This window comes from Ornithinimicrobium sediminis (genome assembly GCF_021272345.1).
Lineage (GTDB): Bacteria > Actinomycetota > Actinomycetes > Actinomycetales > Dermatophilaceae > Ornithinicoccus > Ornithinicoccus sediminis_B.
Genome location: NZ_JAJSDQ010000002.1, coordinates 236,261 through 262,601 on the forward strand (window position 1 = coordinate 236,261; position 26,341 = coordinate 262,601).

The following is a 26,341-nucleotide window of genomic DNA, read 5'->3' on the forward strand; positions in this document are numbered from 1 at the left end:
ATCTTCCTGGCATACCGTGCAGTCATGTCATCCATCGGTCCGGTCATCGACCTGCACACCCACTCCCGTTGCAGTGACGGCACGGACACCCCCGCGGAGGTGATGCACGCGGCGGTCCGCGCGCGCGTCGACGTGGTGGCGCTCACCGACCACGACGTGGTGACGGGATGGGACGAGGCCGAACAGGCGGCGACGGAGCTCGGCATCGTGCTGGTGCCGGGCATCGAGGTGTCCTGCCAGGTCTCCGGCGTCTCGGTGCACCTCCTGGCCTACCTGCCCGACCCGGACGAGCCCGGGCTCCGCAGCACGCTGGAGGCGGTCAGGAGGCACCGGGACACGCGGATCCAGCGCACCGTCGAGCTGCTGGCCGCGGACGGGTACCCCGTCGACTACTCAGACGTCGTGGCCCATGCCGGCGCGGGCGCCACGCTGGGACGGCCCCACGTCGCGGACGCGCTGGTGCGTGCCGGGCGCTACCCCGACCGCGACGCGGCCTTCACCGACGTGCTGCACGGGCGCAGCCGCTACTACGTGCAGCACTGGGCCCCGGACCCGGTCGAGGCGGTGCAGATGGTGGCCGCGGCGGGGGGAGTGCCGGTCATGGCACACCCCTTCGCCGCGGCTCGGGGCCGGACGGTCGGGGACGAGGTCATCGAGGCCATGGTCGAGGCCGGGCTGCGCGGTCTGGAGGTGGACCACCGCGACCACGGGGCCGCCGAGCGCGCGCACGCCCGTCGTCTGTGCCGTCGGCTCGGGCTGCTCGCCACGGGGGCCAGCGACTACCACGGGCTGGGCAAGCCCAACCGCCTCGGGGAGAACACCACCTCACCGGAGGTCCTGCAGGCGATCGTCTCCCTGGCCTCCGGCACGTCGACGCGGGGCGCTCCGCTCCGGTGACTCCCGCCCCCGGGCTCCCGACGTCGGCTCACTCGCCCGAGGCGGAGGCCTCCCTGCCCGGGGTGGTGCGGCGCCGGCGGCGGCGTGACCCGCCCTCGCCCGAGCCCTGGGCCGGTCCGCGGCTGCGGCCGCCACCGGAACGTGCGCCGGAGGAGCGTCCCTGGGTCTGGCCGCGCTCCGGGCGACGGGTCCGCCTGCCCCCCGGACCGTCCAGGTCCTCCACCTGCTCCGCCTCCAGACCGGCACGGGTCCGTGCCGACTTCGGCAGGGCCCCGGTCGTCCCGGTCGGGATGTCGAGCACGGAGTAGAGGTGCGACGAGGACGAGTAGGTCTCCTCGGGCTCGGGGATGCCGAGGTCCAGGGCCTTGTTGATCATCGCCCAGCGGTGCAGGTCGTCCCAGTCGACGAAGGTGATGGCGATGCCGGTCGCCCCGGCGCGGCCGGTGCGACCGATGCGGTGCAGGTAGGTCTTCTCGTCCTCCGGGCACTGGAAGTTGATGACGTGGGTGACGGCTTCGACGTCGATGCCGCGGGCGGCGACGTCGGTGGCCACGAGGACGTCGATCTTGCCGCCACGGAACGCCCGGAGCGCCTGCTCACGGGCTCCCTGCCCGAGGTCGCCGTGGATGGCCGCCGCGGCGAACCCGCGCGCGGCCAGGTCGTCGGCGACCTTGGCGGCCGTGCGCTTGGTGCGGGTGAAGACGATCGTGAGACCACGCTCCCGCGCCTGGAGGATGCGGGCCAGCATCTCCACCTTGTCCATTGCGTGCGCGCGGAAGACGAACTGCTCCACCGCGGCGACGGTGGCGCCCTCGTCACCCTCGGCCATCGCGCGGATGTGGGTGGGCTGGGTCATGTAGCCGCGGGCCAGGGAGACCACGGCCCCCGGCATGGTGGCGCTGAAGAGCATCGTCTGGCGCCCCGCGGGGGTCATGGCCAGGATCTTCTCGACGTCGGGCAGGAAGCCCAGGTCGAGCATCTCGTCGGCCTCGTCGAGCACGACCGTCCGCGCGTGTCCCAGGGACAGATGGCCCTTCTGGGCCAGGTCGATGAGGCGGCCCGGGGTGCCGACGACCACCTCCACGCCCTTCTGCAGCGCCTCGATCTGCGGCTCGTAGGCGCGGCCGCCGTAGACGGTGAGGACGCGGACGCCGCGGCGGGCGCCGGCACGGGTGATGTCCTGTGAGACCTGCACCGCGAGCTCGCGCGTGGGGGCGACGGCCAGCGCCTGAGGGGCGCCGGGGACGGCCAGGGAGGAGAACCCGGGGTCCGAGGGGGCCACGACCCGTTGCAGGATCGGGATGCCGAACCCGAGGGTCTTGCCGGTGCCGGTCTTGGCCTGGCCGATGATGTCGTGCCCGCCGAGGGCGACCGGGAGCGTCATCGCCTGGATCGGGAAGGGGTGGGTGATCCCGTGGTCGGCCAGCGCGGCCACGACGTCGGGGTGGATGCCGAAATCGGCAAAGCTGCGGTGCTCTTCCATGAAGGTCCTCTGATCGGTGGTCGCGGCGCGGGAGACGCCGCGAAGCGGCGGAGCCGATCGGGGTTTTCTCCTGCAGGCCGCGCCGGCGGCCACTCCGTTCGTGCCGACCGGGCACCGTGGTGCCTCCAGTGTAGGCCGCAGTAGCGTGAGGGCATGAATCCCGCGAGCGTCGGCGAGGCCACCTACCACCAGGCAGTGGTGGACGTGCTGGGAGCACTGGCGTACGCCGAGCTGTCCGGCTCGCTGCGCATGTCGGTGGACGCCGACCGTGCTCCGGGCCTGTCGGAGCGCCTGACCCTGGCGCGCATCGCTGCTCACTCCTGGGACAACTACACGCGTCTGGAGTCGCGCCTGACCGACCTCGGCGAGTCCCCGGAGGAGGTCATGAGCCCGTTCACGGTGGCCGTCGACGGGTTCCACGAGCGCACGGAGCCGCGCGACTGGCTGGAGGGGCTGGTCAAGGCCTACGTCGGTGACGGCATCGCCCGCGACTTCTACCGGGAGGTGGCCCGCCGGGTGGACCCGCAGACCCGGGACCTGATGGACAGCGTGCTGGCCGACCGAGGGCAGGAGGCCCTGCTCGCGGAGGTGATCGGCGATGCGCTCGAGCGCAGCCCTCAGGAGGCCGGGCGGCTCGCCCTCTGGGGCCGACGGCTCGTGGGCGAGGCGATCGCCCAGACTCAGCGGGTGGCCGTCGAGCGGGACGCCCTGGCCGCGCTCCTGGTGGGCGCGTGGGACGTGCCGGGAGCGGAAGGGGATCTTGTGGAGCTCGGTCGCATGCTGACCCGGCTCACCGAGGCGCACACGCTGCGCATGCGACGGATCGGCCTCAGCGCCTGACCCGGTGGGCCAGGGGCTGAGGCCGGTGACGCCCGCGCTGCGCTCAGCGGGTGCCGAAGCCCACCCTTCCCTTCTCGGGAGCGCCGATCTCGACGTAGCCGATCGCCTGCACGGGGACCACGACGGTGCGGCCCTTCTCGTCGGCCAGGGTCAGCGTCTGGTCGTTCCCCTCCAGTGCCGCGGTCACCAGAGCCTGGACCTCCTCCGGGGACTGGGCCGACTCGAAGGTGACCTCGCGTGCGACCTCTCGCACTCCGATCCGTACTTCCACAGTGGTCCTCCTGCTCGTGCTGCCCACCGGTGCGGGTGGGCTGGTCACAGCCATGGTGCCTGATCCTGGCCTCAGTCCTCCGGCCGGGTCAGCGGGAACGACTCCAGACCACCCCAGCCGAGGGCCCTCACCAGGTCGGCTGCCCGCTGCCGGGGGACGGTGCGGCCGAGGGCCACCCATCGCGCGGCGCAGGCCTGGGCCATGCCCGCGAGGCACACCCCCAGCAGGAAGGCCTGGTCGGCGTCCAGCCCCGTGTCCTCCTGGATCACCTCGGCGACCGCGCCGGCGCACGCGTCCGTCACGGCCTCGACCCGCCGCTTGACGTCGGCCTCGGCCACGAGGTCCGACTCGAAGACCAGGCGGTAGGCACCGTCGGGTGTGTCCACGAACTCGAAGTAGGCGTCCACGGTGGCCGCGATGCGCTGCTCGTTGTCCTCGGTGGACTGCAGTGCCTGCTCGATCAGGTCGACGAGCGTGTGTGCCTGTTGGTCCAGCAGTCCCAGGTAGAGGTCGAGCTTGCTCGGGAAGTGCTGGTAGAGGACGGGCTTGGACACGCCGGCCCGCTCGGCGATGTCGTCCATCGCGGTGGCGTGGTAGCCCGTGTGGACGAACGCGGTGCGCGCGGCATCGAGGAGCTGCTCCCGTCTTTCCGTGCGGGACAGGCGCTGACGGGTTCCGCTGCTCTGGATGGCCACCGGTCACTCCCTTGTCGGTTCGCCCTGATCCTAGGCCCGATCGAGGCGAGGTGCGACGACCCGGCGACACCTCTGTCGGTGCCGCCTGGTCGGATAGGGGCATGCCACCGGAGACCAGGACGACCGAGCCCGACGGGGTGGCCGACGTCGTCGCTGCCCAGCCGGGGTCGGTCGCCCTGGTCACCGGGGCGCCCGGCACGGGCAAGACCACCGCTGCGAGGGCCGTCGTCCACCGGGCCGTGCGCGACGGTGTGGCCCTCGACGGGTGTCTCGTGCTGGCCGCCAGCCGTGTCCAGGCCGGCAGGCTGCGAGCCAGGATGGATCGGGACATCGGTGGCACGCACACCGAGCCCCTGGTCCGCACGGCGTCCTCCCTGGCCTTCTCCGTGCTGCGCCATGCAGCTGCCACGGAGGGTCTCGGTGCGCCGCGGCTGCTGACCGGGGCGGAGCAGGACGCCGTGCTGCGGGACCTCCTGGAGGGCCACGCCTCCGGTGACGCGCCGGCCCCGGGATGGCCCGAGGACGTCCGGGGGGCGCTGGGGACCTCCGGGTTCCGGACCCAGCTGCGCGACCTGCTGATGCGAGCCGTCGAGCACGGCGTCGGCGCCGACGCTCTGGCCGACCTCGGGCGGAGGCTGGGCCGGCCCGAATGGGTCGCTGCGGCGCGGGTCATGGAGGAGTACGACCAGGTCACCGCGCTGTCGACGCCGGGCGCGTACGACCCTGCCTGGATCTGTGCTGCGGCCGCCGACCGTCTCGAGGGCGACGAGATGTTGCGCCGCCGGTTCACCGAGCGTCTGCGTCTGGTCGTCGTCGACGACGCACAGGAGGTGTCCGCCTCTGCGGCACGGCTGCTGGCGGCGCTCCACGGCGCGGGCCTGACGGTGGTCCTGATCGGTGACGGGGATGCCGTCGTCCAGGGGTTTCGCGGCGCGGCGCCGGAGCGGTTCGTCGGACTCGCCGACGAGCTCGCGGCGAGGACCCCTCGTCGCTCCCCGGTGCGACTGGTGCTGTCCACGGCATACCGCCAGGCTCCGGCTCTGGCCGAGGTGACGGCACGGGTGGCGGACCGCATCGGTGTCTCCGCGGGAGCCGGGCACCGACGTCCCGCCGTGACCGGCCGACCCGGTGACGGTCAGGTCGAGGTGGTCACGCTGCACACCGCTGCGCAGGAGGCGGCCTACGTCGCTCAGTGCCTCCGGCGGGCCCACCTGCTGGAGGGAGTCGCGTGGTCGGACATGGCCGTGGTCGCGCGGTCGAGGTCCGCGCACGGGGCCGTCAGCCGTGCTCTGCAGTCGGGAGGGGTCCCGGTGCAGCCCGGGCGCAGCACCGTGCCGCTGGGCCAGGATCCGGCGACCCGACCACTTCTGCTGGCCTACGGTGCTGTCCTGCGTGCCCGGGACGGGGCGTCCCCCGCCCTGACGGCTGAGCACGCCGTCGAGCTCGTCGGCTCGCCGCTCGGGCGTGCCGACCCGGTGACGCTGCGACGCCTCCGGCGCGCACTGCGCCGGGACCACGCCGAGCGCGGGGGAGCGGTCGACGGCGGTGGGCCGCCTCCTCACGCGCCTCGGGAGCCGGTCGACCTGCGGCCGGCGCTGCAGCCCACCGCCGACGAGCTCCTCGCCCGCGTCGTGTGCGACCCGGTGTGGTCCCTCGACCCCGCGGTGCGAGAGACGGAGGACCTGGCTCCTGCCGTGCGTCTGGCGGACCTGCTGCGCGAGGGCGTCGCCGTGCTCAGCGGCGACTCCGGGGCGGCCAAGGACGCGCACACGTTGCTCTGGTCGCTGTGGCAGGCCAGCGGGCTCGCCCCGGTCTGGGAGCGCCAGGCGCTCCAGGGCGGGCCGGCAGGTGCGCGTGCAGACCGTCAGCTCGACGCGGTGCTGGTGCTCTTCGGAGCAGCCGAGGACTACGTCACCCGGCTGCGTCGCAGCGACGCGCGCGGCTTCCTCGAGCACGTGGCCGCGCAGGAGCTGGCACCCGACAGCCTCGTCCCGCACGGCCTCCGCGTGGACGCGGTCGAGGTGGTCACCCCGTTCGCAGCCGCAGGACGGGAGTGGGACGTGGTCGCGGTCACGGGTGTCCAGGAGGGCGTGTGGCCGGACCTCCGGCTGCGCGACTCGCTGCTCGGGGCACAGGCCCTCGTGGAGGTGCTGCGTGGCCGACCGGTCGACGGAGCTGCCGGCATCCGAGCCGCCCACGCCTCGGTGCTGGCCGACGAGACGCGCCAGTTCCACGTGGCCGTCAGCCGGGCGCGCCGGCGGCTCCTGGTCACCGCGGTCGCGAGCACGGACGAGCAGCCCTCCTCGTTCCTGTCGCTCGTCGACCCGGACACCGACCTGTCCGCGGCACGCCAGGTCCCGGTGGCGCCGACCCTGCGTGGTCTCGTCGCGGCGCTGCGACGGGACCTGGCACGGGCCCACGCCGACGGGGACGCCGCGGTGCGTGACGCGAGGGCCGACCTGCTCGAGGTCCTTGCCGACGCAGGGGTCCCGGGCAGCGACCCGGCGCGGTGGTGGGACGCACGGGAGCCCTCGACCGACCTGCCCCGCGTCCCGGACGGCCCCGTGCCGGTGTCGCCGTCCAAGGTCCAGGCCTTCAGCGAGTGCTCCCTGCGCTGGCTGCTCACCAGCCACGGCGGTGACAGTCGCACGGTCGTCTCGAGCGCCGTGGGCACGCTCGTGCACGCAGTCGTGGCCGCGTCCCCGCACGCCGAGAGGTCGGTCCTGTGCGAGCAGCTCCGGGCGCGCTGGCCCGAGCTCCGGATGGACGACTCGTGGGTCTCCCGTCGGGAGCTCACCCGGGCAGAGGCCATGCTGGATGCCTACGTCACCTACCGACAGCATGCAGGAGGACAGGGCCGTGAGCTGGTGGGGGTCGAGGTCCCCGGACGCGTGCAGGTCGGGAGGGCGCTCGTCGTCGGCCAGGTCGACCGGCTCGAGCAGGACGCCGATGGCAGGTTCCTGGTGGTCGACCTCAAGACCGGATCGGGCAAGCCGGCCAAGGCCGACGTGCCCAGGCACCCGCAGCTCGGGGCTTACCAGGTGGCACTCCGGGCAGGAGCCTTCGCAGAGGTCACCGGGCCGTCGCCGGTCTCGGCGGGGGCGGCTCTGGCACACCTGGGACGGGCGGCGGTCCGCACCGGCGTCCCGCAGGTACAGCCCCCGCTGGAGGAGGACGAGGACCCGGGGTGGGCGGAGGCGCTGCTGCGCTCCTCGGCCGACGGCATGGCCGGGGCGTCCTTCACCGCGACCGTCGGTGACTGGTGCCGCACCTGTCCGGTGACCTTCTCCTGCCCGCTCCAGCCGGACGGCGACTCGCGATGACCGCGCGTCGTGAGGAGGCCGTCACCTGGTCGGCCCGGCAGATCGCCCAGGCATTGGACGCCCCGCCTCCGACACCGGAGCAGCAGGCCGTCATCGAAGGTCCCCTGCGCTCGACACTCGTGGTGGCAGGTGCCGGCTCGGGCAAGACCGAGACGATGGCCTCCCGGGTGCTCTGGCTCGTCGCCAACGACCTGGTGGACCCTGGTGAGATCCTCGGTCTCACCTTCACCCGCAAGGCGTCGATGGAGCTGGCGACCCGGCTGGGTGACCGGCTCCGGCTGCTCCGCCAGGCCGGGGTCTGGTCGGCAGGTCGTGGCCCGGGGGAGGCCGACCTGGTCCCGCCGACCGTGTCGACCTACCACGCGTATGCCGGGCGCCTGGTGAGCGAGCACGGCCTCCGCGTCGGGGTGGAGCCGGATGCCCGGCTCCTGACGGAGGCGGCCGCATGGCAGCTCGCACACGAGGTGGTGCACTCCCACACGGGCGAGATGCCCGGTCTGGACCTGGCCGGCAGCACGGTGGTGCATGCGGTCATGCACCTCTCCGGCGAGCTGGCAGAGCATCTCGTGGAGACCTCGCAGGTCAGTGCCTGGCTGGAGCGGCAGGCCGACGCGCTGGTGGCGCTCCCTGGCCGGGACGGCAAGAAGGTGACCCGGCACGGGGCGGAGACCGCGGCGCTGCTGCGGACGAAGGCGCTGGTGGTCCCGCTGGTCCAGGCCTATGGTGCGGCCAAGCGGGCCCGGTCCGCGCTCGACTTCGCCGACCAGATGGCCCTGGCGGCCAGGCTGGCACGTGACCTGCCGACCGTGGGGGCGACGGAGCGCAGCCGCTACCGGGTCGTGCTTCTGGACGAGTTCCAGGACACCTCGGAGGCGCAGATGGTGCTGCTCGCCTCGCTGTTCGCCGACAGCGACGTCCCGGTCACGGCGGTCGGCGATCCCCACCAGTCGATCTATGGCTGGCGCGGAGCGAGCGCCACGACGCTCAGTCGCTTCCCCCGGCTGTTCGGATCCCCGTCCGAACCCGCACCGGTGATGCCACTCAGCACGTCGTGGCGCAACAGCCACGCCGTCCTCCGGGTGGCCAACACGGTCTCCGAGCCCCTGCGGCGTCTCAGCCGCGTCGACGTCCGTGAGCTGCGGGCAGCACCGCACGCCGTGCAGGGGGAGGTGCAGTCCGCCCGACTCACGACGCACGTGGCGGAGGCGGACCACGTCGCGCGGTGGGTCAAGAAGCGCTTCCACACCGCAGAGGGTGCCTGGACCGGGCGGAGCGCGGCGGTCCTGTGCCGCAACCGAGCGCAGTTCGACACGGTCGTGACCGCGCTGCGCGCGCAGCGGCTGCCGGTCGAGGTGGTCGGGCTGGGCGGGCTGCTCAACGCCCCGGAGCTCCTCGACCTCGTGAGCCTGCTGTGGACCGTCCAGGACCCCGGCCGCGGTGACCATGTGATGCGCCTGCTCACCGGTCCGGTGAGCCGTCTGGGAGCGGCAGACCTGGAGGTCCTGTGGGCCTGGGCACGCCACCTGGTGGAGCAGCACCCCGACGACGACGCGAGTCTGGGCGAGGCACTGGACCATCTGCCGCCGCCGCAGTGGACCAGCCCGCGTGGCAACCAGCTCTCGGGGACCGCCCACGGGCGTCTGGAGATGCTGTCCCAGGTGGTCCGACGGGTGCGCGCTGCCACGGGACTGCCGCTGCCTGACCTCGTGGTGGAGGCCGAGCGAGCCCTCGGTCTGGACATCGAGGTCGGGGCCGACCCCGACCTGCCGGACGGCTGGGGCGAGAGCTGGGCCCGGGCGCACCTGGATGCGCTGGCCGACGTCGCTGCGACCTTCGCGGCCACGGCGGACAGGCCGACGCTCGGGGGCTTTCTCGACTGGCTGGAAGCGGCCCGTGAGCACGAACGTGGTCTGGAGGACGTCGAGGTGCCCGAGCTGGCAGAGGTCTCGGTGCGCTCAGGTGCCGTCCAGGTGCTGACAGTGCACGCCGCCAAGGGGCTGGAGTGGGACGTCGTGGCTGTGCCGGGTCTGGCCGAGGGGGTCTTCCCTGTCGTCCGGGGGACCCCCAGGGTCGTGGAGGGCAGGTGGGTGCACCACCCCCACGCTGTGAAGGGCTGGCTCACCGGCATCGGTGCGCTGCCCTACCCGCTCCGGGGTGACAGGGACGGGCTGCCATCGCTGGCCTGGGAGGCACAACGGACGACACACGACCTGGACGATGCGCTCCAGGAGGTCTACCAGGCCGGCATCGCGCACCGGGTAGAGGAGGAGCGACGGCTCGCCTACGTCGCGTTCACCCGTGCCCGGCACGAGCTGTTGCTGACGGCGCCGGTCTGGTCGACCGGCAAGACCCCGCGGGTCACCTCCCGCTTCCTCGAGGAGGTGCTGGGGGCGGACGGTCCCACGACCGGGATCCCGGCCGACCCGTGGGCCGACATGCCGGTCGACGGGAGCGAGGACAACCCGCTGCTGGCCGAGCAGACGACGGCGCCGTGGCCGGTGGAGCCCTCGGCCCGCCGGCGCGCGGCGGCCGAGGTCGTGCAGGCGGTGCGGGAGAGCCGTCTGGCACGCCGCGGCACCACGGGGACCATGCCTCACGACGACGCCCGCGCTCAGCAGGCGCGGATGCTGCTGTCCGAGCGGGACGCCGAGCGTGGACGGTCGGCGCAGCCTGCTGCCCTCCCCGAACACCTGTCGACATCGGCACTCCTGGCGCTCGCACAGGACCGTGAGGACTTCCTGCGACGGACCCGACGGCCCATGCCCGGCCCCCCGTCTCCCCTCGCGCAGGTGGGCACCGACTTCCACGCCTGGGTCGAGCAGCACTACTCCGCGGCCAGCCTCGTCGACCTGGACGACCTGCCAGGCAGCGCGGACGAGCCGACCGCCGATGACCTGGAGCAGCTGCGCGCGCGCTTCCTGGCCAGCGAGTGGGCCACGCGCGTCCCGGTCGAGGTCGAGGTGGCCGTCGAGACCTCCCTGGCCGGCAGGACAGTGCGAGGCCGCATCGATGCCGTGTTCCCTCGGGTGGACGGCGGGTTCACGGTCGTGGACTGGAAGAGCGGCCGTCCCGGCACGGCCACACAGCAGGAGGTGAGGTCCCTCCAGCTGGCGGTCTACCGCGTCGCCTACGCGCGCCTGCACGGGTGTGAGGTGGACACCGTCGACGCGGCCTTCTACTTCGCCTCCACGGGTGAGACCTTCCGCCCTGAGCTGCCCTCCGCCGAGCAGCTGGAGCGGCGCCTCTCAGCGGTCATGGCCGACGCCGCGACCGCCGGTGGCGCAGGTCAGCGGGAAGGTGGCGGTGCCGCACCGTCCGGTCGCGCGTCCGGGGGCGCCTCCGACGCGTCGGCCGAGCCGTCGTCGCCATCCGTGGGCTCGCTGTCAGGGGGCACCTCGGTGCGTCCTTCGTGAAGGGGGGAGGTCTCCTGGCTGTCTGTGCTGCCGGAGACCTCCGACGGTGCCGGCGACTCCTCGGCAGCGCTCTGCGCCGCGGACCGGTCCGGGTCCTGCGCCCGCAGGTCGTGCACCACGTCCTCGGGCATGCCGTACAGGTCCTGCAGCCGGGTGCGCTCGTCCAGCCCCTCCCCGAGACGGACGACCGGGATCGTCTCGGTGGGGTCGGAGGGGGAGTCCTCGTCGGTCTCCAGCGGTCCCTGTGCCGGCTCGTGCCCAGAGGGCTGCCCGGTCCCAGGGTCGGCGGTGTCCGCCTCCGTCTCCGCACCGGCGGGCGACCGGTGCGCAGGCACGTCCTCCGCCTGGTTGAGCTCCTGCTCGCCCTCCGCCCTGTCGATCTCCTGTTCGGTCTCCTCCTCAGGGTCGTTCGCGGGGCTGGTCTCCACGACGTGCTCCACCGGCGCAGCCGGCACCAGGGAGTCGTCGGCCGAGGTCAGCCGGTCGAGCTTGCGGAGCTGGTCGACCCTGTCGCGGACCGTCTCCTCGTCGCCTGCGCCCACCGCAGCGGCAAGGCCCCTGATGAGGCGCATCTCGGACGCAAGGCGGGCGCGGGTCAGCAGGTGCGGGTCGGGACGCTGGGACCGTGCGAGCGCGTAGCTCTCCAGCACGCTGTCCACAGCAGCCGGCGTGGCCTGCTGTACGAGCAGGGCGAAGTCCTCGGCAGGGTCGGTGACGCTGGCCTGTCCCCAGTTGGTGAGAGCCACGACGCGGCCGGTGGAGGCGTCGTTCTCGGAGAAGGCGACACGGAAGGCCCAGCCGTCCAGGGACCCATGGACCGGAGTGCTGGCGAAGTGCCAGAGGGCCGGCGCCTCGAAGGCATGCTCCCAGCGGGCGAGCAGCCCGGTCGGCACACGACCGGTCTCTGCCGCGCGGTCCAGCTCGGACAGCCGACGCTCGCGGTGGGCGGCAGCGTCGAAGACGGGCACACCGAACTCCTCGAAGAGCCCGGCCGAGATGTTGTGGACCGCCGCGACGGCCCGTCCGATGGCGCTGGCCAGGCCAGGACCGGCCGGCAGCGTGTGCAGGTTGAGGTTTGCTCCCTCGACGTACGGGAAGACCGCGGCCCTCCCGTGGTCACCGGCCGTGGCATACCCGGTCGCCACCGGCACTTTGAACGGGAGATGTCTCCCGAGCTGGCGGACGAGCACGTCGTTGCGCTCCAGGTCGGCGGCAGCGGCGGCCGTCAACGGAGCGACGACGAGCCAGCGTCGGCCGGTCGAGTCCTCCACCAGTGCTGTCTGGTGTCCGGCGGGTTCGGCCTCCGGGCCTCGGTGCAGCTCCTGCACCGAGACGGGCTTCATGCCGGGCACGGCAGCACAGGCGAGTCCTGCGAGGGCAAGGTCGCTGCGGGTCACACGGCCACCGTAGGACGTCGACCCGCGCATTCGCCGCAGGCGAGGCCGCTGGCGGTCCGGATCGGTCTTAGAGTGATGGTGTGAGCAACGCGGACGAGACCTTGTTCGACCTCTCGCTCGCGCGGGGCACCCTCGACCGTGTCGGCAACGCCCGTCGGGACACCGAGCTGGTCAGGCAGGCCCTCGGGCGTTCGGGCACACGTGTCTACGACCTCGTCGAGGGCAAGGTCCGCACCTGCAGGGTGGACGGCCTTCTCCGGCTGGTGCCCCGGGCGCCCGAGGTCGCCGACGCCGGCCGTCTGACGCTCTACCTGGGGCGTGACGACCAGGAACGGGACCATATCGCCGTCGTCCGGGCCGACGCCGACCCGGAGCGACCCGACGCCCGCGCCAAGGGGTGGCGCAACCTGCGGGAGGCAGGTGCCGAGCTGGGGGCGACCGACGCCGGCATCCTCACCAGTGCGGTCGCCCTCGCCAACTGGCACGCCCGCCACCCTCGCTGCCCACGGTGCGGGGCCGAGACGACGCCCGCCCAGGGGGGCTGGGTCCGGTTCTGCGATAACGACGGCTCCGAGCACCACCCCCGCACGGACACCGCCGTGATCGTCGCGGTCACGGACACCCAGGACAGGATCCTGCTGGCGCGTGGGCCGCACTGGCCCGAGGGTCGTATGTCGGTGCTCGCGGGCTTCGTCGAGGCGGGCGAGTCGCTCGAGGCTGCCGTGGCCCGCGAGGTGCGCGAGGAGGTCGGCCTCACGGTGCGCGACGTGACCTACCGCGGCAACCAGCCGTGGCCCTTCCCCGCCTCCCTCATGGTCGGCTTCACCGCGCGCACCCTGGAGGAGGAGCTCGTCCTGGACGAACGGGAGATCGCGGAGGCCGCGTGGTTCGCCCGCGGGGAGCTCGGCTGGTCGGTGCGCTCGGGCCGGGTGGCGCTGCCTCCACGGGTGTCCATCGCCCGACGCCTGATCGAGGACTGGAACGGCGGCCCGATCGAGCAGCTCGCGGAGCCCGCGGGGCCGTTCCGTGGTCGCGACGCATCGTGAGTGCTGCGGCACCCGGCAGCCCTGAGGAGGTGCTGCAGGACCTCGACCCCGAGCAGCGAGAGGTCGCCGCCCACCCGCTGGGGCCGATGGTGGTGCTGGCCGGTGCGGGCACGGGCAAGACCCGGGCCATCACGCACCGCATCGCCTACGGCGTGCGGACGGGTGCGCTGCAGGCCCCCCGGGTGCTCGCTGTGACGTTCACGGCCCGCGCTGCGGGCGAGATGCGCACACGTCTGCGGTCCCTGGGTGTGCCTGGTGTCCAGGCACGGACCTTCCACGCCGCTGCCCTGCGTCAGCTGCACTTCTTCTGGCCCCAGGCCGTCGGGGGACCACCTCCGGAGGTGCTCGCACACAAGGCGCCGGCCATCGCCGAGGCCGCGGGCCGGCTTCGGCTGGGCCTGGACCGCACCGAGCTGCGGGACGTCGCGGCCGAGGTGGAGTGGGCCAAGGTGAGCCTGCTCACCGCGGAGGACTACCCTCGCGTCGCGCGCGAGCAGGACCGCAGGCCCGCCGGGCTGGACGGCACGGCCTTCGCCCGGCTCATGCAGACCTACCAGGAGGTGACCGCCGAGAGGCATGTCATCGACTTCGAGGACGTGCTGCTGCTCATGGTGGGCGTCCTGGCCGAGCACCCCCAGGTCGCACAGGCGGTACGCCAGCAGTACCGGCACTTCGTGGTCGACGAGTACCAGGACGTGAACCCGCTGCAGCAGCAGCTGCTGGACCTCTGGGTGGGTGAGCGCGAGGACGTCTGTGTGGTGGGCGACCCCGCCCAGACGATCTACTCCTTCACCGGCGCGTCTGCCGACCATCTGCGCGGGTTCGCAGCCCGGCACCCCGGCGCGCGCACCGTGCACCTGGTCCGCAACTACCGCAGCACCCCCCAGGTGGTGCACCTGGCCAACCTCGTCCTCCCCGGTGGATCCGGTCGGCTGCGCTCCCAGCAGGACCCCGGCCCCGAGCCGAGGCTCACCGCATACCCCGACGACGAGGCGGAGGCACGGGGGGTCGCCTCGGCCGTGCGTGAGATCGTCGACGGGGGAGTGCCCCCCGCCTCGGTCGCGGTGCTCTTCCGGACCAACGCCCAGTCCGAGGCGGTCGAGAGTGCGCTGTCCCAGGCAGGGGTCCCTTACCTGGTGCGTGGAGGGGAGCGCTTCTTCTCGCGCACCGAGGTCCGCCAGGCCGTGCTGCTCCTGCGGGGCCAGGTGCGCGGTGACGACGGAGGTATGCCACTCGGCGACCGTGTCAGGGACGTGCTGGGCGGTGCGGGCTGGACGCAGGAGCCGCTCTCGCGCGGAGGTGCCACCCGGGAGCGGTGGGAGTCGCTGCAGGCACTGTGCCACCTCGCTGACGACCTGGCGAAGGTGGAACCGAGCGCCGGGCTGCGCGAGCTCGTGACCGAGCTCGACCGGCGTGCCAGCGAGCAGCACGCGCCCGCGGTGCAGGGGGTCACCTTGGCCTCCCTGCACGCGGCCAAGGGGCTCGAGTGGGACACGGTCTTCGTGGTCGGGTGCAGCGAGGGGCTGCTCCCCATCTCGATGGCCGACTCCGCGGAGCGGGTCGAGGAGGAGCGGCGGCTGCTCTATGTCGGCCTGACACGGGCCCGACGGGAGCTCCGGCTGAGCTGGGCGGCCGGCCGCGGGGCCGGAGGGCGGGGCACGCGCAAGATCTCACGCTTCCTCGCGCCCGCGGCCTCCGTGCTCGGTGCGTCGGCGGCCTCCACGCCGCGCCCACGCTCCAGGGCCTCGAGGTCGGCGCCGGTGCCGAGGGTGTGCCGGGTCTGCGGCACCGAGCTCGCCGCTGCCGCGGAGCGCAAGGTCGGGCGGTGCTCGGACTGTCCGCCGTCCTACGACGAGGCCACCTTCGAGCGCCTCCGTGCCTGGCGGCTGCAGACAGCCACGGACGCCAAGGTGCCCGCCTTCGTGGTGTTCACCGACGCGACGCTCACCGCCATCGCGGAGCGCAGGCCGGGCTCCCACGGTGACCTTGCCGGCATCTCGGGTGTCGGGCCGCGCAAGCTCGACCTCTACGGGGACGAGGTGCTGTCGATCCTCGCCGAGGAGGTCCCGGGAGAGGTGTCGCAGTAAAAGGCGTTGCGCCACGGGCCGAGGGGGGCGTAGTTTGTTCGTCGTCCGTCCCACAGGTCGTGTCCGAGAAGGCGTCGGCGGTGGGGCAGCAGCTGCCATGCGAGAGGAGGCGGAGACGATGAAGCTCATCATCACCACGGTCGGCGTCGTGCCGAGCGGTGCACCCGTCGTTTCCGCGCAGGGGTTCACCCTGCCCAAGCGACCTCGCGCGCTGTTCGCCCACCTTGCCCCCGACGTGGCCTCCGGCCTGTGCGGCTCACGGACCTCATGACCCTCTGACGTCCTCAGCCCCGGCCGCGGCCCCGTCCCCACCAGGACCGGATCCGCGGCCGATGTGTCTGCCCACGGGCCCCGCACAGGGGCGGTGCGGCGGCATCCGGCGGATCCTCCAGCACACGGAAGAACCCCGATGACCGACCTGCACCGCCCTCCAGCACCACCCCCCGCAGACCAGGAAGGACCCAGCGTGTCGACTCACGCAGCGACTCTCGACCGGGTGGGCCTCCGGCCCGCCGCGAGCCTGCCCTGCCATGAGCACCCCGCGGACCTGTGGTTCGCCGAGCTGCCCGAACAGGTGGAGGCGGCCAAGGCCCTGTGCACCGACTGCCCGATCCGTCAGCAGTGTCTGGCCGGTGCCCTCGAGCGTGCCGAGCCATGGGGCGTCTGGGGCGGTCAGCTCGTGCTCTCGGGAGTGGTCGTCGCCCGCAAGCGCCCCAGGGGGCGGCCACGCAAGAACGACGTGGCAGCCTGACCCGTCTCCTGCGCGCAGGGGCAGCGCGGGTGTCGGCTCCACCGGCGGGCGGTCACCGTGGGGGAGGGCAGTGCCACCTCCCAGGTGACCCCCGCCGGCACGGGTATGCCGTCGAGGTGCCCTTGGACGAGGATCCCGACCAGTCCGGCGACGGTGGTGGCCAGTGCCGGATCGACCGAGAGACCGACCTGGGCATGCCGGTCCGAAGCCAGGAGCTGGCTCAACAGCCAGGGCCAGGCAGGGTCCAGGTCCCGGCGGCTGAGGTCCAGGCAGTGCAGACAGGGAGCACCCGACCTGCCGACGAGGGGTCCGACCACGGCGCGACGCCCGGACACGACCAGGGGCAGGTGCGGGACGCCGGACGCTGCCCAGGACCTCGCCTCGTGGGGTGCGACCGCCTCGGCCGCGAGCAGCACGGCGAGGTCGGGAGGGTCCTCGGGGTCCAGCGCAGAAGTGACCTGTGGGACCCCCGCCCTCCGGACCTGGCCGCACACCTGGTCGTGCAGGGGACCACGGCCGAGCACCGCGACGCTGCGGCCCTCACGGGCCGACGGGGACCGGTCGACGTCGGCCAGACCGTGGGCGCGCAGCAGGTCGGCCAGCGCGGTCACCCGCACCGGGTCCAGTCCCCAGGCGACACCGGCGCCCGGGGGCCGGGAGGTGCGGCCCGGACGGAGCGAGAGGAGCCAGGCCGACTCCGCTTCCGTCAGGCCGGCGAGCACCACGCCGCTGCCCGGCGCGGTCCCGAACTGCACCTCGCCGGCACCTCTGCGCAGCGGAGTCACGAGCGGTCGCAGACCCTCAGCGGCGGCCACCGCCTGAGGGTCGACGGGACGGGGGCTCCCCGCGGGGCCGGTGCGGCGAGCAGCTGTCTGGGACATGTCGCCAGCGTGTCACCTCGGCCCGTCGCTCGACGGTGACCGTCCACAGGACGGCCGTAGGGCGGGGCCGGCACACGTGGCCGGTCCCGCCCTACGGCGGTGTCACGGGGTGGCTCAGGCGCTGGCAGCCTTGCCCAGGATGCGGTTCAGGTTGGTGCCGCAGACGGGGCAGACCCCCTTGGCCATCCTGCGGCCGTTGGTCTCGACGACGCGGCCCTCTGCCTCGCGCTTCTCCTTGCACTTCACGCAGTAGAACTCGCCTGCGTAGGTCTCGGTGCCTTCAGCCATGGGGTGCCTCCTGGGTCCGGGCCGGGTGCACGCACCCGGCAGTGAGCGGGCGCGCGGGCCCTGCTTTGTTGGACCACCCTAGACGACCTGCGGGTTCTCGCCACGTTGCGTGGCGGGTCGGGCCGTTGGCGTGTCGGAGCGAGCTGCGGCCACGGGACCCGTGTCGGCGCTGCGGGCTAGCGTGCCTCCTGTGAGCGAGCAGAGCGGCATCGACGGGGGCCCTACCGTCCCGGAGCGGATCGAGATCCGTCGCAGCGCCCGCCGACGGCGCACGGTGAGCGCGCGGGTGGAGGCCGACCGGGTGGTCGTGCTGATGCCGAGCGGGCTGACCCCGGCAGAGGAGGAGCGTCACGTCGAGGAACTCGTCGCCCGCCTGCAGCGCTCCCGTCGACGGCTCCGGCTCGCTACCCAGGACCTGCTGGGGCGGGCCCGCGGTCTCTCCGAGACCTACCTCGAGGGGCGGGCCGACCCGGTGTCCGTGCGGTGGGTCACGAACCAGGGCCGCAGGTGGGGGTCGTGCTCGGTCGGCTCGCGGACCATCCGCCTCTCCGACGCCCTGGAGCAGATGCCCTCCTGGGTGGTCGACGCGGTGCTCGTGCACGAGCTGGCCCACCTGCTCGTGCCCGACCACTCTGCGGCCTTCCACGCCTGGGTCAGCCGCTACCCGCGCTACGCCGAGGCCCAGGCCTTCCTTTCCGGGGCGGCATGGGCACGGGGTGGGGCCACCGCCGCGGAGGGCCCGGACGGCCGGGACTGAGGCCGACCTTCCTGGGCACCTCCGGGCTCGGCGGTCAGGCGCGGCCCGACGGGCCGGCTTCCCCCTCGTCGCGCAGCAGAGCCTCCAGCTCGTCGTCCAGGGAGGTCTCCGACGACGCAGCGGCACTGCGTCGGTCCACGAACCCCAGTGGGTCGTCGAGGTCGGCCGCGGTGGGAGCCACGTCAGGATGGGCCCATGCCTCGTCCCGGGCGTGGCTTCCGTGTGCCGACTCCAGGGCGGACCACAGGTTGGCGGCGTCCCGCAGCCGTCGTGGCCGCAGCTCCAGGCCGACCAGCGACGCGAAGACCTTCTCGGCCGGGCCACCGGTGGCCCGGCGCCGGCGGACCGCTTCGGACAGGGCCGCGGCATGAGGCAGGTGAGCCGAGCTGGCGCGCTCGCTGACGACATCGACCCAGCCCTCGACGAGGGCGAGGTAGGTCTCCAGACGGCTGAGGGCCGACTGCTGGGCGGGGCTCGGCTCCGGCGAGAACATCGACCCCGAGAGCGCCTGCTGCATCGCCTCGGGGTCACTCGGGTCGGCCGAGCGCACCGCCTGCTCGATGGCCTCGGTGTCGATGCGGATGTCGCGCGCATAGTCCTGCACCGCGGTCAGCAGCTGGGGGCCAAGCCAGGGCACCCCGGCGAAGAGCCGCACGCGGGCCGCCTCGCGCACCGCCAGGTACAGGTGGACCTCACCGGCATCCACCTCCAGTCCCTCGGCGAACGCCGCGACGTTGCTCGGGAGCATGGCGACGGTCTCGTCGGGCATGAGCGGGAGACCCACCTCGGTGCCGCTCACGATCTCGCCCGCGAGCGTCCCGACCGCCTGACCGACCTGTGCCCCGAACATGGCGCCGCTCATCCGGCGCATCATGGGCTCCATCTGTCCCATGACCGCTGCTGGGTTCACGCCCGGAGGCAACCCGGGGATCTCGACAGGCATGTCGCCCTCGCCCAGGTCCTTGAGCTGTTGCTGCATCGCCGAGGTCAGCGCCGCGCGCACTCCCTCGGCCACCGGGGTCGTCAGGGTGCGCCACAGCGGCAGCGTCTGCTCGACCCACTCGGCCCTGCTCAGCGCCGTGCCCCGGCCCTGCGGGGGTGGGAAGTCCGTGACGGCGTCCAGCCACAGGGTCGCGACCTGCACCACCTGCTCGACGTCGCTGCGGGTGCGGTCGGACAACGACGTGTCACCCTGCTGCGCGACGACCCCGCGTGCGGTGTCCCTCGCCAGGTCCTCGTGGATCGCACTGTCGTCGGAGGTGCTCATCATGGCCTGGACCTGGGCCTGCATCTGTCGGACCATGGCGGGGTCCAGGTTGGTCAGGCCCATCGACTCCAGGGCCTCACGCATCTCCGGAGGGACCTGCCCACCGAAGATCGCGGACAGCGGGTCGTCGTCGGGCTGGTCGTCCGGGCTGTGCTCGGGGTGCGACACGGCTGGGGTTCCTTCCACATCGGGTGGTGCATCGGCGTGTCCGTGCTGACAGGATGGTCTCCCACCAGACAACCACAAGGAGGGCCTGTGAGTTCCCAGCCCAGTCCGGTCCGCTCCCGGCGACGCGTCGGACCGCAGCGGGTCGCGGTCACCCGGGCCACCTCGGCGGTGGGATCCGCACTGGCGAGTGCTCTGGCCAGCGGGGGTGAGCGCGTCGTCGGTCTGGACCAGCGCAGCGGCACCGCCGGGGATGTCGACTGGCGCCTCACGGACATCACGTCACCGTCGGTGGTCGGCGCGCTCGGCGACATCGACGCCCTGGTCCACCTGGCCTACGACGCCGATCTCGAGGCTGCGCTGGCCGAGCAGCCGTCCACACGACGGGCCCGGCTCATCCGGGAGGTCCAGACGCTGACGACGGCGGCGGCCGCCGCGGGTGTGGCCCACCTGGTCGTCGTCACCAGCGCCATGGTCTACGGCGCCCGGGAGGACAACCCCGTCCCTCTGCCGGAGGACTCCCCTCTGCGGGCCGACGACACCGAGGGCATCGTGGCCGACCTCGTCGAGGTCGAGGAGCTGCTGCAGGTCGCCCGACAGGTGCACCCGGGCCTGCTGGTCACCTCGGTGCGACCTGCCGCGCTCGTCGGACCCGGCCTCGACACGATGGTCTCCAGGCACTTCGAGGCGCCGCGCCTGCTGACGTTGCGCGGACGCGTGCCGGCCTGGCAGTTCTGCCACGTGGAGGACCTCGCGACCGCCGTCTCCGTCGTGGTGCGTGAGGAGCTCGCCGACGCGGTCGCCGTCGGTGCCTGGGGCAGTCTCACCCAGGATGAGGTGGAGGAGATCTCCGGCCTGCGCAGGGTGGAGCTCTCGCCGGCCTCGGCCGAGGGAGCCGCCGAGCGGCTGCACCGCCTCGGCGTCATCCCGGTGCCCTCCAGCGACCTGGCCTACGTCTCCTTCCCCTGGGTGGTCGCGCCGACCGCGTTGAGCCAGCACGGGTGGTACCCCGCCTACGACAACTCCACCTGTCTCAGCATCCTGCTGGAGACGGTCCGGGGCCGGCACGCGGTGATGGCCCGGCGCGTGGAGCGTCGTGATGCCGCCATCGGTGCCGCCGGGGCAGCCAGCGCGGCGGTGGCCGTGGCCGCCACGGCAGCGATCATGCGACGGCGTCGCAAGCGCGGCTGAGCCGTCGGCCCTGGTCGCCGTCCCGCATTCCCAGCGACCGCCCAGGAGAGATCGTGGATGATGGCCCGATGACCGTGCGCAGTGAGACGACCTGGGCGGCCGTGCAGTCCGAGCCGCTGTCCGTCGATGCTGCCCTCGAGGTGGTGCAGCACTCTCGCGCGGGAGCCGTCGTGGCCTTCATCGGCGTCGTCCGGGACCACGACGACGGGCGTGCCGGAGTGCAGCGCCTGGACTACACCGCGCACCCACAGGCCCAGGAGGTCCTGGCCGCGACCGTCGACCGTGTGGCCGGGCGAGACGGCGTATGCGGGGTCGCCGCCGTGCACCGTCAGGGCGCACTCGCCGTGGGTGACCTGGCGGTGGTCTGCGTGGTCTCCGCCGAGCACCGTGCGGAGGCCTTCGAGGCCGGCCGTGCGCTCATCGAGGAGCTGAAGGCGCAGGTGCCCATCTGGAAGCACCAGCTTTTCCAGGACGGCGAGCAGCAGTGGGTCGGACTGTGACCGAGACCCCTCTCTCCCGTCCGGAGCACACCGGGGTCTCGGCCAGGGCCGCGATCGCGCTGCTGCTCGTCGTCGCCACGGTGTCCGTGGTGGCTCTGCTCAACCTCGTCGAGGTGCCCAAGGTGATCTACCGTCCCGGCCCGGTCTACGACACCCTGGGCGAGGTCGACGGCAGACCGGTGGTCTCCATCGAGGACGTCGAGACCTTCCCCACGACAGGACGCCTCGACTTCACCACGGTCACGGTGTCCGGTGGCCCACGCTTCCCTGTGACGGCCTGGGACTGGCTGACGTCCTACCTCGACCCCTCCACCACCGTCGCGGACGAGGCCGACGTCTTCCCTCCCGACGCGACCGCAGACCAGATCCGGGAGCAGAACGTCGCCCTCATGCAGAACTCGCAGCAGGAGGCGGCGGTCGTGGCGCTGCGGGCCGTCGGTGAGAGCGTCCCCGAACAGGTCAAGGTGGCACAGGTGATCGTCGACGCTCCTGCTGACGGGGTGCTGCGGGTCAACGACGAGATCCGTCAGGTCGACGGCAGGGACGTCGCCAACCCCGACGACGTGCGCGACATCCTGCAGGACTTCGAGCCCGGCACCGACGTGCCGTTCAGGCTGGTGCGGGACGGCGAGGAGCAGACGATCGAGGTCCCCACCGGCGAGGACGAGGGCCGCACCGTCATCGGGGTCTACATCCGGTCCGACTTCGACCTGCCCTACGAGGTCACCATCGACGCGGGCAACGTCGGAGGACCGTCGGCCGGCCTGATGTTCAGCCTGGCCCTCTACGACACGATCACCCCGGGCGAGCTCACCGGAGGCCTGGACTTCGCCGGGACAGGGACCATCAACTCCTTGGGGGAGGTCGGGCCCATCGGAGGGATCCAGCAGAAGCTGGTGGGAGCCGACCGGGCGGGAGCCGACTACTTCCTCGCGCCGGCCGCCAACTGTCCCGAGGTCCTGGGCCACGAGCCGGAGGGGCTGACCGTGGCCCGCATCGAGACCTTCGACCAGGCGCTCGAGCTCGTCGAGGCGCTCGGTGAGGGAGCCGAGGTGGAGGTGCCCACCTGCGCGGACGCCGCGTAGCCGGCGCTCAGTCCTCGAGGGTGACCCGGAGGGCGTGCACCAGCCCGGGCGCGATGTCCTGACCGACGGCGACCGCGTCGTCGTCGTCGTGGTCGCGCTGGCGCAGCAGGCAGACGGAGCCGCCGTCCCGGGTGACCGCGACCAGCAGCCGCACGTCCTTGCGGTCCGGGTGGGCGGCGAGCTGCTCGGTGGCCTCGTCGCGGCTCCTGGGCAGGTCGCGCTCGGCGTCGGGCGGCACCACGATCCGCTCGACCGCCAGGGCGACGCCGGCGACCTCCTCGGGCCACCCGACGCGTGCCAGCAGCGACTCGAGGTCGGTGGTGCGCGGCAGGCCGTCCTGCTCCACGGCGGTGTAGCCCGCGGGCTCGGCCTCCCGCAGCTGCTCGGCCATGCTCGGCTCCCGCTCGAGCAGGAGCGCGTTGCGCACCAGGGCGAACATACGCGGTGGCTGGTCCCACCCGGCGCGCGCCACGTGGCGTTCGGTGTCGGCGGCGGCCGCCGTGAGCGGGTGCAGGGCAGCGGACGTGCGGTCGGGCTGGTTCGGTGAGGACACCCCGGCATGGTCTCACCACGGACCGCCGGTCTCCCAGGCGATGCGCTCACCTGTCTGTCAGGAACGTCGGTTAGGTTGAGCACCCACGCACGCACCCGGCGCACACCCTCGCGGTGAGGTCGGCCCATGGCACAGGAGCAGGTCTGCAGTGAGTCAGATGGACGGGCCAGAGCCCCGCGACGAGGATGGTCGGGACGACGACCTCGGACGTGACAGCACCGGGGGTGGGGGACCGGCGGGTCCGGAGCAGCCCCAGGACCCGACGAGCGCCTTCGGCGCCGCGGGAGTGCCCGGTGGGGGCCCAGTCCCCGGGCCGGGAGGGGGAGGCCCCTCAGGGCCGCGCCGGCCTGCCCCGCCGCGGCGCGGCGGGGGCGGACGTCTCGGTCCGACGATCGCCATCGTGGTCGCGGTGCTCGCCGGCATCACGTGGGTCGCCCAGCTGTGGACCGAGTTCCTGTGGTTCGAGTCCGTCGGCTACCGGGACGTCATCACCACACGCCTGCTCACCCAGGTCGGCCTGTTCCTGCTCGCTGGTCTGGTCACCGGGCTACTCGTGTGGTCCTCGCTGTGGCTGGCCTACCGCAACCGGCCCATCTACGCTCCCAGCAGCCCGGAGCAGGCCAACCTGGACCGCTACCGCGCGGCGCTGGAGCCGGTCCGCAAGCTCGTCTTCGTCGCCGTCCCGGTGGTGCTGGGCCTGTTCGCAGGCGCGGCCGCGCTCGCGCAGTGGCAGACCGTGCTGCTGTGGCTCAACCGACAGCCGTTCGGCGTGCAGGACGACCAGTTCGGCATGGACGTCGGCTTCTTCGTGTTCACGTTGCCCTTCCTCGACTTCCTGGTCGGCTTCGCCACGCTCGCGCTCGGTGTGTCCGCCCTCGGTGCCGTGCTGACGCACTACGTCTACGGCGGCGTCCAGCTGCAGGGTCCGGGGGACAAGACCACCCCGGCCGCCCGCATCCACCTGGCCCTGCTCTTCGCGGCCCTGGTGGCCGTGCGTGCCGCCGGGTACTGGCTGGAGCGGTACGGGCTCACCACCAGCAGCCACCCACGGATCACAGGCATGAACTACACCGACGTCAACGCGGTGCTGCCCACCCGCGGTGTCCTGGCCGTGGCGGCCCTGCTCTGTGCGGCCTTCTTCGTCAGCACCATCTGGACCCGCACCTGGCGACTGCCCATCGTCGGCCTCGTCGGCCTCGTCGTCGTCGCGCTGCTCGTGGGCGGTGCCTACCCGGCCCTCATCCAGTCGCTGCGGGTCCGCCCCTCCGAGGCGATCCTGGAGGAGCCGTACATCCAGCGCAACATCGACGCCACCACCACCGCGTACGGCATCGACGAGGCGGAGTTCATCCCGTACGGCAACGAGGAGGTCGAGGCGACTCGCGGCCAGCTGCGCGACGACGCGGCGACCATCCCCGGCATCCGCATCGTGGACCCCTCCATCGTCTCGCCGACCTTCCGGCAGCTGCAGGGTGTCCGCAGCTACTACCAGTTCCCCGAGGCTCTCGACGTGGACCGCTACGACGTGAACGGCGAGCTGGTGGACACGGTGATCGCACTGCGCGAGATCCGGCTCAGCGGCCTTCCGGAGGCCCAGCGCAACTGGGTCAACGACCACACCGTCTACACACACGGCTTCGGCGCCGTGGCGGCCTACGGCAACCGCCGCTCGACCGAGGGGGAGCCCATCTTCTTCGAGCGCAACATCCCGCCGGTGGGCGCGCTCGGCGACTACGAGCCGCGGATCTACTTCGGGGAGTACTCCCCGACCTACTCCATCGTCGGCGCGCCCGAAGGGGCGACACCGCGCGAGCTCGACTTCCCCGACAGCGACAGCGACACGGGGGAGACCCGGAACACGTACAGCGGCGAGGGCGGCGTGCCGATCGGCTCCCTGCCCCGCCAGGTGGCCTACGCCCTGAAGTACCGACAGCTGGAGATCCTGCTCTCGGACGGTGTGAACTCCGAGTCGCGGATCCTCGACCACCGGGAGCCCCGGGAGCGGGTCGAGCGGGTGGCGCCGTGGCTGCGGCTGGACGGCAACCCGTATCCCGCCGTGGTGGGTGGGCGGATCACGTGGATCGTGGACGGCTACACGACGTCGGACCGTTACCCCTACTCCCAGCTGGCCGAGCTCGAGTCGGTGACCACCGACTCCCTGGTGGCCCAGGCCGGCAACGTGCGGTCCATCGGCGCGGGCAGGGTCAACTACATCCGCAACTCGGTCAAGGCCACCGTGGACGCCTACGACGGCAGCGTCGAGCTGTACGCCTGGGACGAGGAGGACCCGCTGCTGATGGCCTGGTCGCAGGCCTTCGACAACACGGTGCAGCCGCTCAGCGAGATCGACGGTGAGCTCATGAGCCACCTGCGCTACCCCGAGGACCTGTTCAAGGTGCAGCGCGAGATCATGTCGAGCTACCACGTGCAGTCGGCCGAGGCGTTCTTCGGCGGGCAGGACTTCTGGCGGGTCTCCGAGGACCCCAGCGCCGGGGGCGAGATCGACGTCGACATGCCGCCCTACTACCTGAGCATCGAGATGCCCGGGCAGGACGCGCCGACCTTCTCCCTGACGACCAACTTCATCCCACGTGGTGAGGACCGGCAGAACCTGGTCGGCTACATGGCGGCCGACGCGGACGCAGGCTCCGAGGACGGGATGCGCCGGGAGGACTACGGCCAGCTGCGCATCCTCGAGCTGCCGCGTGACTCGACCGTGCGAGGGCCAGGCCAGTTCCAGAACGACATCGAGAGCTCGAACGCCAACTCCGAGGCGTTCACCCAGACGCTCTCGCAGTTCCTGAGCCTGAACCGCCAGGCGGGGTCGACGGTCGACCTCGGCAACCTGCTCACGCTGCCGGTGGGTGGTGGGCTGCTCTATGTCGAGCCGATCTACGTGAGCGCGCGCAGCGGGTCGTCCTACCCGCTGCAGCGGCTGGTCGTGGTGGCCTTCGGCAACGACCTGGCCTGGTCGGACACCCTGGACGGTGCGCTGGACGAGCTCTACGGCGGCGACTCGGGGGCCACGGCTCCGGACTCGGGCACGGGCACGGACACTCCCATCGACCCCGAGGACGACCCGGTGCTCGACCCGGACGCCGAAGGTGAGGGAGACGGCGCCGACTCGACCGCTCCTCCGCCGGAGGAGGAGGAGCCGGCAGGCGACCTCGCCGAGGCGCTGGCCGACATCCAGGCGGCCTACGACGAGGGCCAGGCAGCCCTGCGCGACGGCGACCTCGCAGCCTATGCGGAGGCCCAGGACCGGCTGGCCGAGGCCATCGAGCGGGCCGTGGCGGCCGCACCCGAGGGCGGTTCGGTCGAGCTGGACCCCCCTGCAGAGGACAGTGCAGAGGAGACGCAGGCCCCCTGAAGCCAGGCTGGGACGGCCACGTCAGGCCCCGCGCCGCACCGATTTGGTGGGGCTGCGGGGCCTGACGTATGGTGGTGACAC

Annotated in this window: 20 protein-coding genes and 1 pseudogene; 13 read left to right on the forward strand and 8 right to left on the reverse strand. The window is 72.8% G+C overall.

Translation table 11 applies throughout. The features are described 5' to 3' along the window. Positions 1–24 precede the first annotated feature (24 nt). The gene (locus LVO85_RS05560) at positions 25–897 is read left to right on the forward strand and encodes a PHP domain-containing protein (protein ID WP_232746416.1); all 873 of its coding nucleotides are present in this window, start codon (positions 25–27) and stop codon (positions 895–897) included. Positions 898–925: 28 nt separating this feature from the next. Here LVO85_RS05560 and LVO85_RS05565 read toward each other — a convergent pair whose 3' ends face one another. Next, on the reverse strand, positions 926–2,380 hold the full coding sequence (locus LVO85_RS05565) for a DEAD/DEAH box helicase (RefSeq protein WP_232746417.1): 1,455 nt from the start codon (positions 2,378–2,380) through the stop codon (positions 926–928). A 153-nt stretch (positions 2,381–2,533) separates the two neighbouring features. Here LVO85_RS05565 and LVO85_RS05570 point away from each other — a divergent pair, with 153 nt between their 5' ends. Continuing rightward, on the forward strand, positions 2,534–3,220 hold the full coding sequence (locus LVO85_RS05570) for a ferritin-like fold-containing protein (protein ID WP_232746418.1): 687 nt from the start codon (positions 2,534–2,536) through the stop codon (positions 3,218–3,220). A gap of 43 nt (positions 3,221–3,263) precedes the next feature. Here LVO85_RS05570 and LVO85_RS05575 read toward each other — a convergent pair whose 3' ends face one another. After that, the gene (locus tag LVO85_RS05575; RefSeq protein WP_232746419.1) at positions 3,264–3,491 is read right to left on the reverse strand and encodes a DUF3107 domain-containing protein; all 228 of its coding nucleotides are present in this window, start codon (positions 3,489–3,491) and stop codon (positions 3,264–3,266) included. A 71-nt stretch (positions 3,492–3,562) separates the two neighbouring features. Beyond that, positions 3,563–4,186, reverse strand: coding sequence for a TetR/AcrR family transcriptional regulator (locus LVO85_RS05580; protein WP_232746420.1), 624 nt, complete (start codon positions 4,184–4,186; stop codon positions 3,563–3,565). A gap of 101 nt (positions 4,187–4,287) precedes the next feature. Between LVO85_RS05580 and LVO85_RS05585 the strand changes: the two genes are divergently transcribed. Both LVO85_RS05585 and LVO85_RS05590 read left to right on the forward strand, forming a co-directional pair. After that, entirely contained in the window at positions 4,288–7,509 is a 3,222-nt protein-coding gene (locus LVO85_RS05585; RefSeq protein WP_232746421.1) for a UrvD/REP family ATP-dependent DNA helicase, read from the forward strand. After that, the gene (locus LVO85_RS05590; protein ID WP_232746422.1) at positions 7,506–10,922 is read left to right on the forward strand and encodes an ATP-dependent DNA helicase; all 3,417 of its coding nucleotides are present in this window, start codon (positions 7,506–7,508) and stop codon (positions 10,920–10,922) included. Before LVO85_RS05585 ends, LVO85_RS05590 begins: the two co-directional genes overlap by 4 nt. A gap of 632 nt (positions 10,923–11,554) precedes the next feature. Here the strand turns inward: LVO85_RS05590 and LVO85_RS05595 are convergent. Next, positions 11,555–12,349 (reverse strand): annotated as a pseudogene (locus LVO85_RS05595) (phosphotransferase); the annotation flags it as partial. A 50-nt stretch (positions 12,350–12,399) separates the two neighbouring features. Between LVO85_RS05595 and nudC the strand changes: the two are divergent. The 4 genes from nudC to LVO85_RS05615 all read left to right on the forward strand — a co-directional run bounded on the left by nudC (position 12,400) and on the right by LVO85_RS05615 (position 16,203). Further along, a complete protein-coding gene (gene nudC, locus LVO85_RS05600) occupies positions 12,400–13,365 on the forward strand; it encodes an NAD(+) diphosphatase (protein WP_232746423.1) in 966 nt (321 codons plus the stop codon). Beyond that, complete coding sequence (locus tag LVO85_RS05605; RefSeq protein ID WP_408637678.1) at positions 13,359–15,452, forward strand: ATP-dependent DNA helicase UvrD2; 2,094 nt, start codon at positions 13,359–13,361, stop codon at positions 15,450–15,452. The genes nudC and LVO85_RS05605 overlap by 7 nt, the downstream gene beginning before the upstream one ends. A gap of 97 nt (positions 15,453–15,549) precedes the next feature. Further along, entirely contained in the window at positions 15,550–15,723 is a 174-nt protein-coding gene (locus LVO85_RS05610; protein WP_232746425.1) for a hypothetical protein, read from the forward strand. Positions 15,724–15,948: 225 nt separating this feature from the next. Further along, positions 15,949–16,203, forward strand: a complete 255-nt coding sequence (locus LVO85_RS05615) for a WhiB family transcriptional regulator (protein WP_456299707.1) — start codon at positions 15,949–15,951, stop codon at positions 16,201–16,203. On the opposite strand, the gene LVO85_RS05620 is transcribed toward LVO85_RS05615, so the two are convergent. Beyond that, the gene (locus tag LVO85_RS05620) at positions 16,125–17,084 is read right to left on the reverse strand and encodes a hypothetical protein (protein ID WP_232746427.1); all 960 of its coding nucleotides are present in this window, start codon (positions 17,082–17,084) and stop codon (positions 16,125–16,127) included. The two genes, LVO85_RS05615 and LVO85_RS05620, sit on opposite strands and share 79 nt — an antisense overlap. A 114-nt stretch (positions 17,085–17,198) precedes the next feature. After that, positions 17,199–17,372, reverse strand: coding sequence for a DUF5679 domain-containing protein (locus tag LVO85_RS05625; protein WP_232746428.1), 174 nt, complete (start codon positions 17,370–17,372; stop codon positions 17,199–17,201). Positions 17,373–17,562: 190 nt separating this feature from the next. Between LVO85_RS05625 and LVO85_RS05630 the strand changes: the two genes are divergently transcribed. Further along, the gene (locus tag LVO85_RS05630) at positions 17,563–18,129 is read left to right on the forward strand and encodes a M48 metallopeptidase family protein (RefSeq protein WP_232746429.1); all 567 of its coding nucleotides are present in this window, start codon (positions 17,563–17,565) and stop codon (positions 18,127–18,129) included. Between the two features lie 34 nt (positions 18,130–18,163). On the opposite strand, the gene LVO85_RS05635 is transcribed toward LVO85_RS05630, so the two are convergent. Further along, complete coding sequence (locus LVO85_RS05635) at positions 18,164–19,564, reverse strand: zinc-dependent metalloprotease (RefSeq protein WP_232746430.1); 1,401 nt, start codon at positions 19,562–19,564, stop codon at positions 18,164–18,166. An 87-nt stretch (positions 19,565–19,651) separates the two neighbouring features. Here LVO85_RS05635 and LVO85_RS05640 point away from each other — a divergent pair, with 87 nt between their 5' ends. From LVO85_RS05640 to LVO85_RS16955, 3 genes are all read left to right on the forward strand, one after another. Next, positions 19,652–20,752 (forward strand): NAD-dependent epimerase/dehydratase family protein, encoded by a 1,101-nt coding sequence (locus LVO85_RS05640; RefSeq protein ID WP_232746431.1) that lies wholly within the window; start codon positions 19,652–19,654, stop codon positions 20,750–20,752. Positions 20,753–20,820: 68 nt separating this feature from the next. After that, positions 20,821–21,252 (forward strand): molybdenum cofactor biosynthesis protein MoaE, encoded by a 432-nt coding sequence (locus tag LVO85_RS05645; protein ID WP_232746432.1) that lies wholly within the window; start codon positions 20,821–20,823, stop codon positions 21,250–21,252. Beyond that, on the forward strand, positions 21,249–22,337 hold the full coding sequence (locus LVO85_RS16955) for a YlbL family protein (RefSeq protein ID WP_232746433.1): 1,089 nt from the start codon (positions 21,249–21,251) through the stop codon (positions 22,335–22,337). The genes LVO85_RS05645 and LVO85_RS16955 overlap by 4 nt, the downstream gene beginning before the upstream one ends. A 7-nt stretch (positions 22,338–22,344) precedes the next feature. Here the strand turns inward: LVO85_RS16955 and LVO85_RS05655 are convergent, their stop codons facing one another. Beyond that, on the reverse strand, positions 22,345–22,890 hold the full coding sequence (locus tag LVO85_RS05655) for a PPA1309 family protein (RefSeq protein ID WP_232746434.1): 546 nt from the start codon (positions 22,888–22,890) through the stop codon (positions 22,345–22,347). A 157-nt stretch (positions 22,891–23,047) separates the two neighbouring features. On the opposite strand from LVO85_RS05655, the gene LVO85_RS05660 reads away from it, so the two are divergent. Further along, positions 23,048–26,260 carry a UPF0182 family membrane protein gene (locus LVO85_RS05660; protein ID WP_269813036.1) on the forward strand — a complete coding sequence of 1,071 codons (3,213 nt, stop codon included), beginning with the start codon at positions 23,048–23,050 and terminating at the stop codon, positions 26,258–26,260. Positions 26,261–26,341: the final 81 nt, after the last annotated feature.

Excerpts from the sequence above, each read along its gene's own strand:
- LVO85_RS05660 (WP_269813036.1), top strand. The coding sequence starts at position 23,048 with ATGGACGGGCCAGAGCCCCGCGACGAGGATGGTCGGGACGACGACCTC.
- LVO85_RS05645 (WP_232746432.1), top strand. The coding sequence starts at position 20,821 with ATGACCGTGCGCAGTGAGACGACCTGGGCGGCCGTGCAGTCCGAGCCG.
- LVO85_RS05620 (WP_232746427.1), bottom strand. The coding sequence starts at position 17,084 with ATGTCCCAGACAGCTGCTCGCCGCACCGGCCCCGCGGGGAGCCCCCGT.
- LVO85_RS05585 (WP_232746421.1), top strand. The coding sequence starts at position 4,288 with ATGCCACCGGAGACCAGGACGACCGAGCCCGACGGGGTGGCCGACGTC.
- LVO85_RS05610 (WP_232746425.1), top strand. The coding sequence starts at position 15,550 with ATGCGAGAGGAGGCGGAGACGATGAAGCTCATCATCACCACGGTCGGC.
- LVO85_RS05590 (WP_232746422.1), top strand. The coding sequence starts at position 7,506 with ATGACCGCGCGTCGTGAGGAGGCCGTCACCTGGTCGGCCCGGCAGATC.
- LVO85_RS05570 (WP_232746418.1), top strand. The coding sequence starts at position 2,534 with ATGAATCCCGCGAGCGTCGGCGAGGCCACCTACCACCAGGCAGTGGTG.
- LVO85_RS05565 (WP_232746417.1), bottom strand. The coding sequence starts at position 2,380 with ATGGAAGAGCACCGCAGCTTTGCCGATTTCGGCATCCACCCCGACGTC.
- LVO85_RS05625 (WP_232746428.1), bottom strand. The coding sequence starts at position 17,372 with ATGGCTGAAGGCACCGAGACCTACGCAGGCGAGTTCTACTGCGTGAAG.
- LVO85_RS05560 (WP_232746416.1), top strand. The coding sequence starts at position 25 with ATGTCATCCATCGGTCCGGTCATCGACCTGCACACCCACTCCCGTTGC.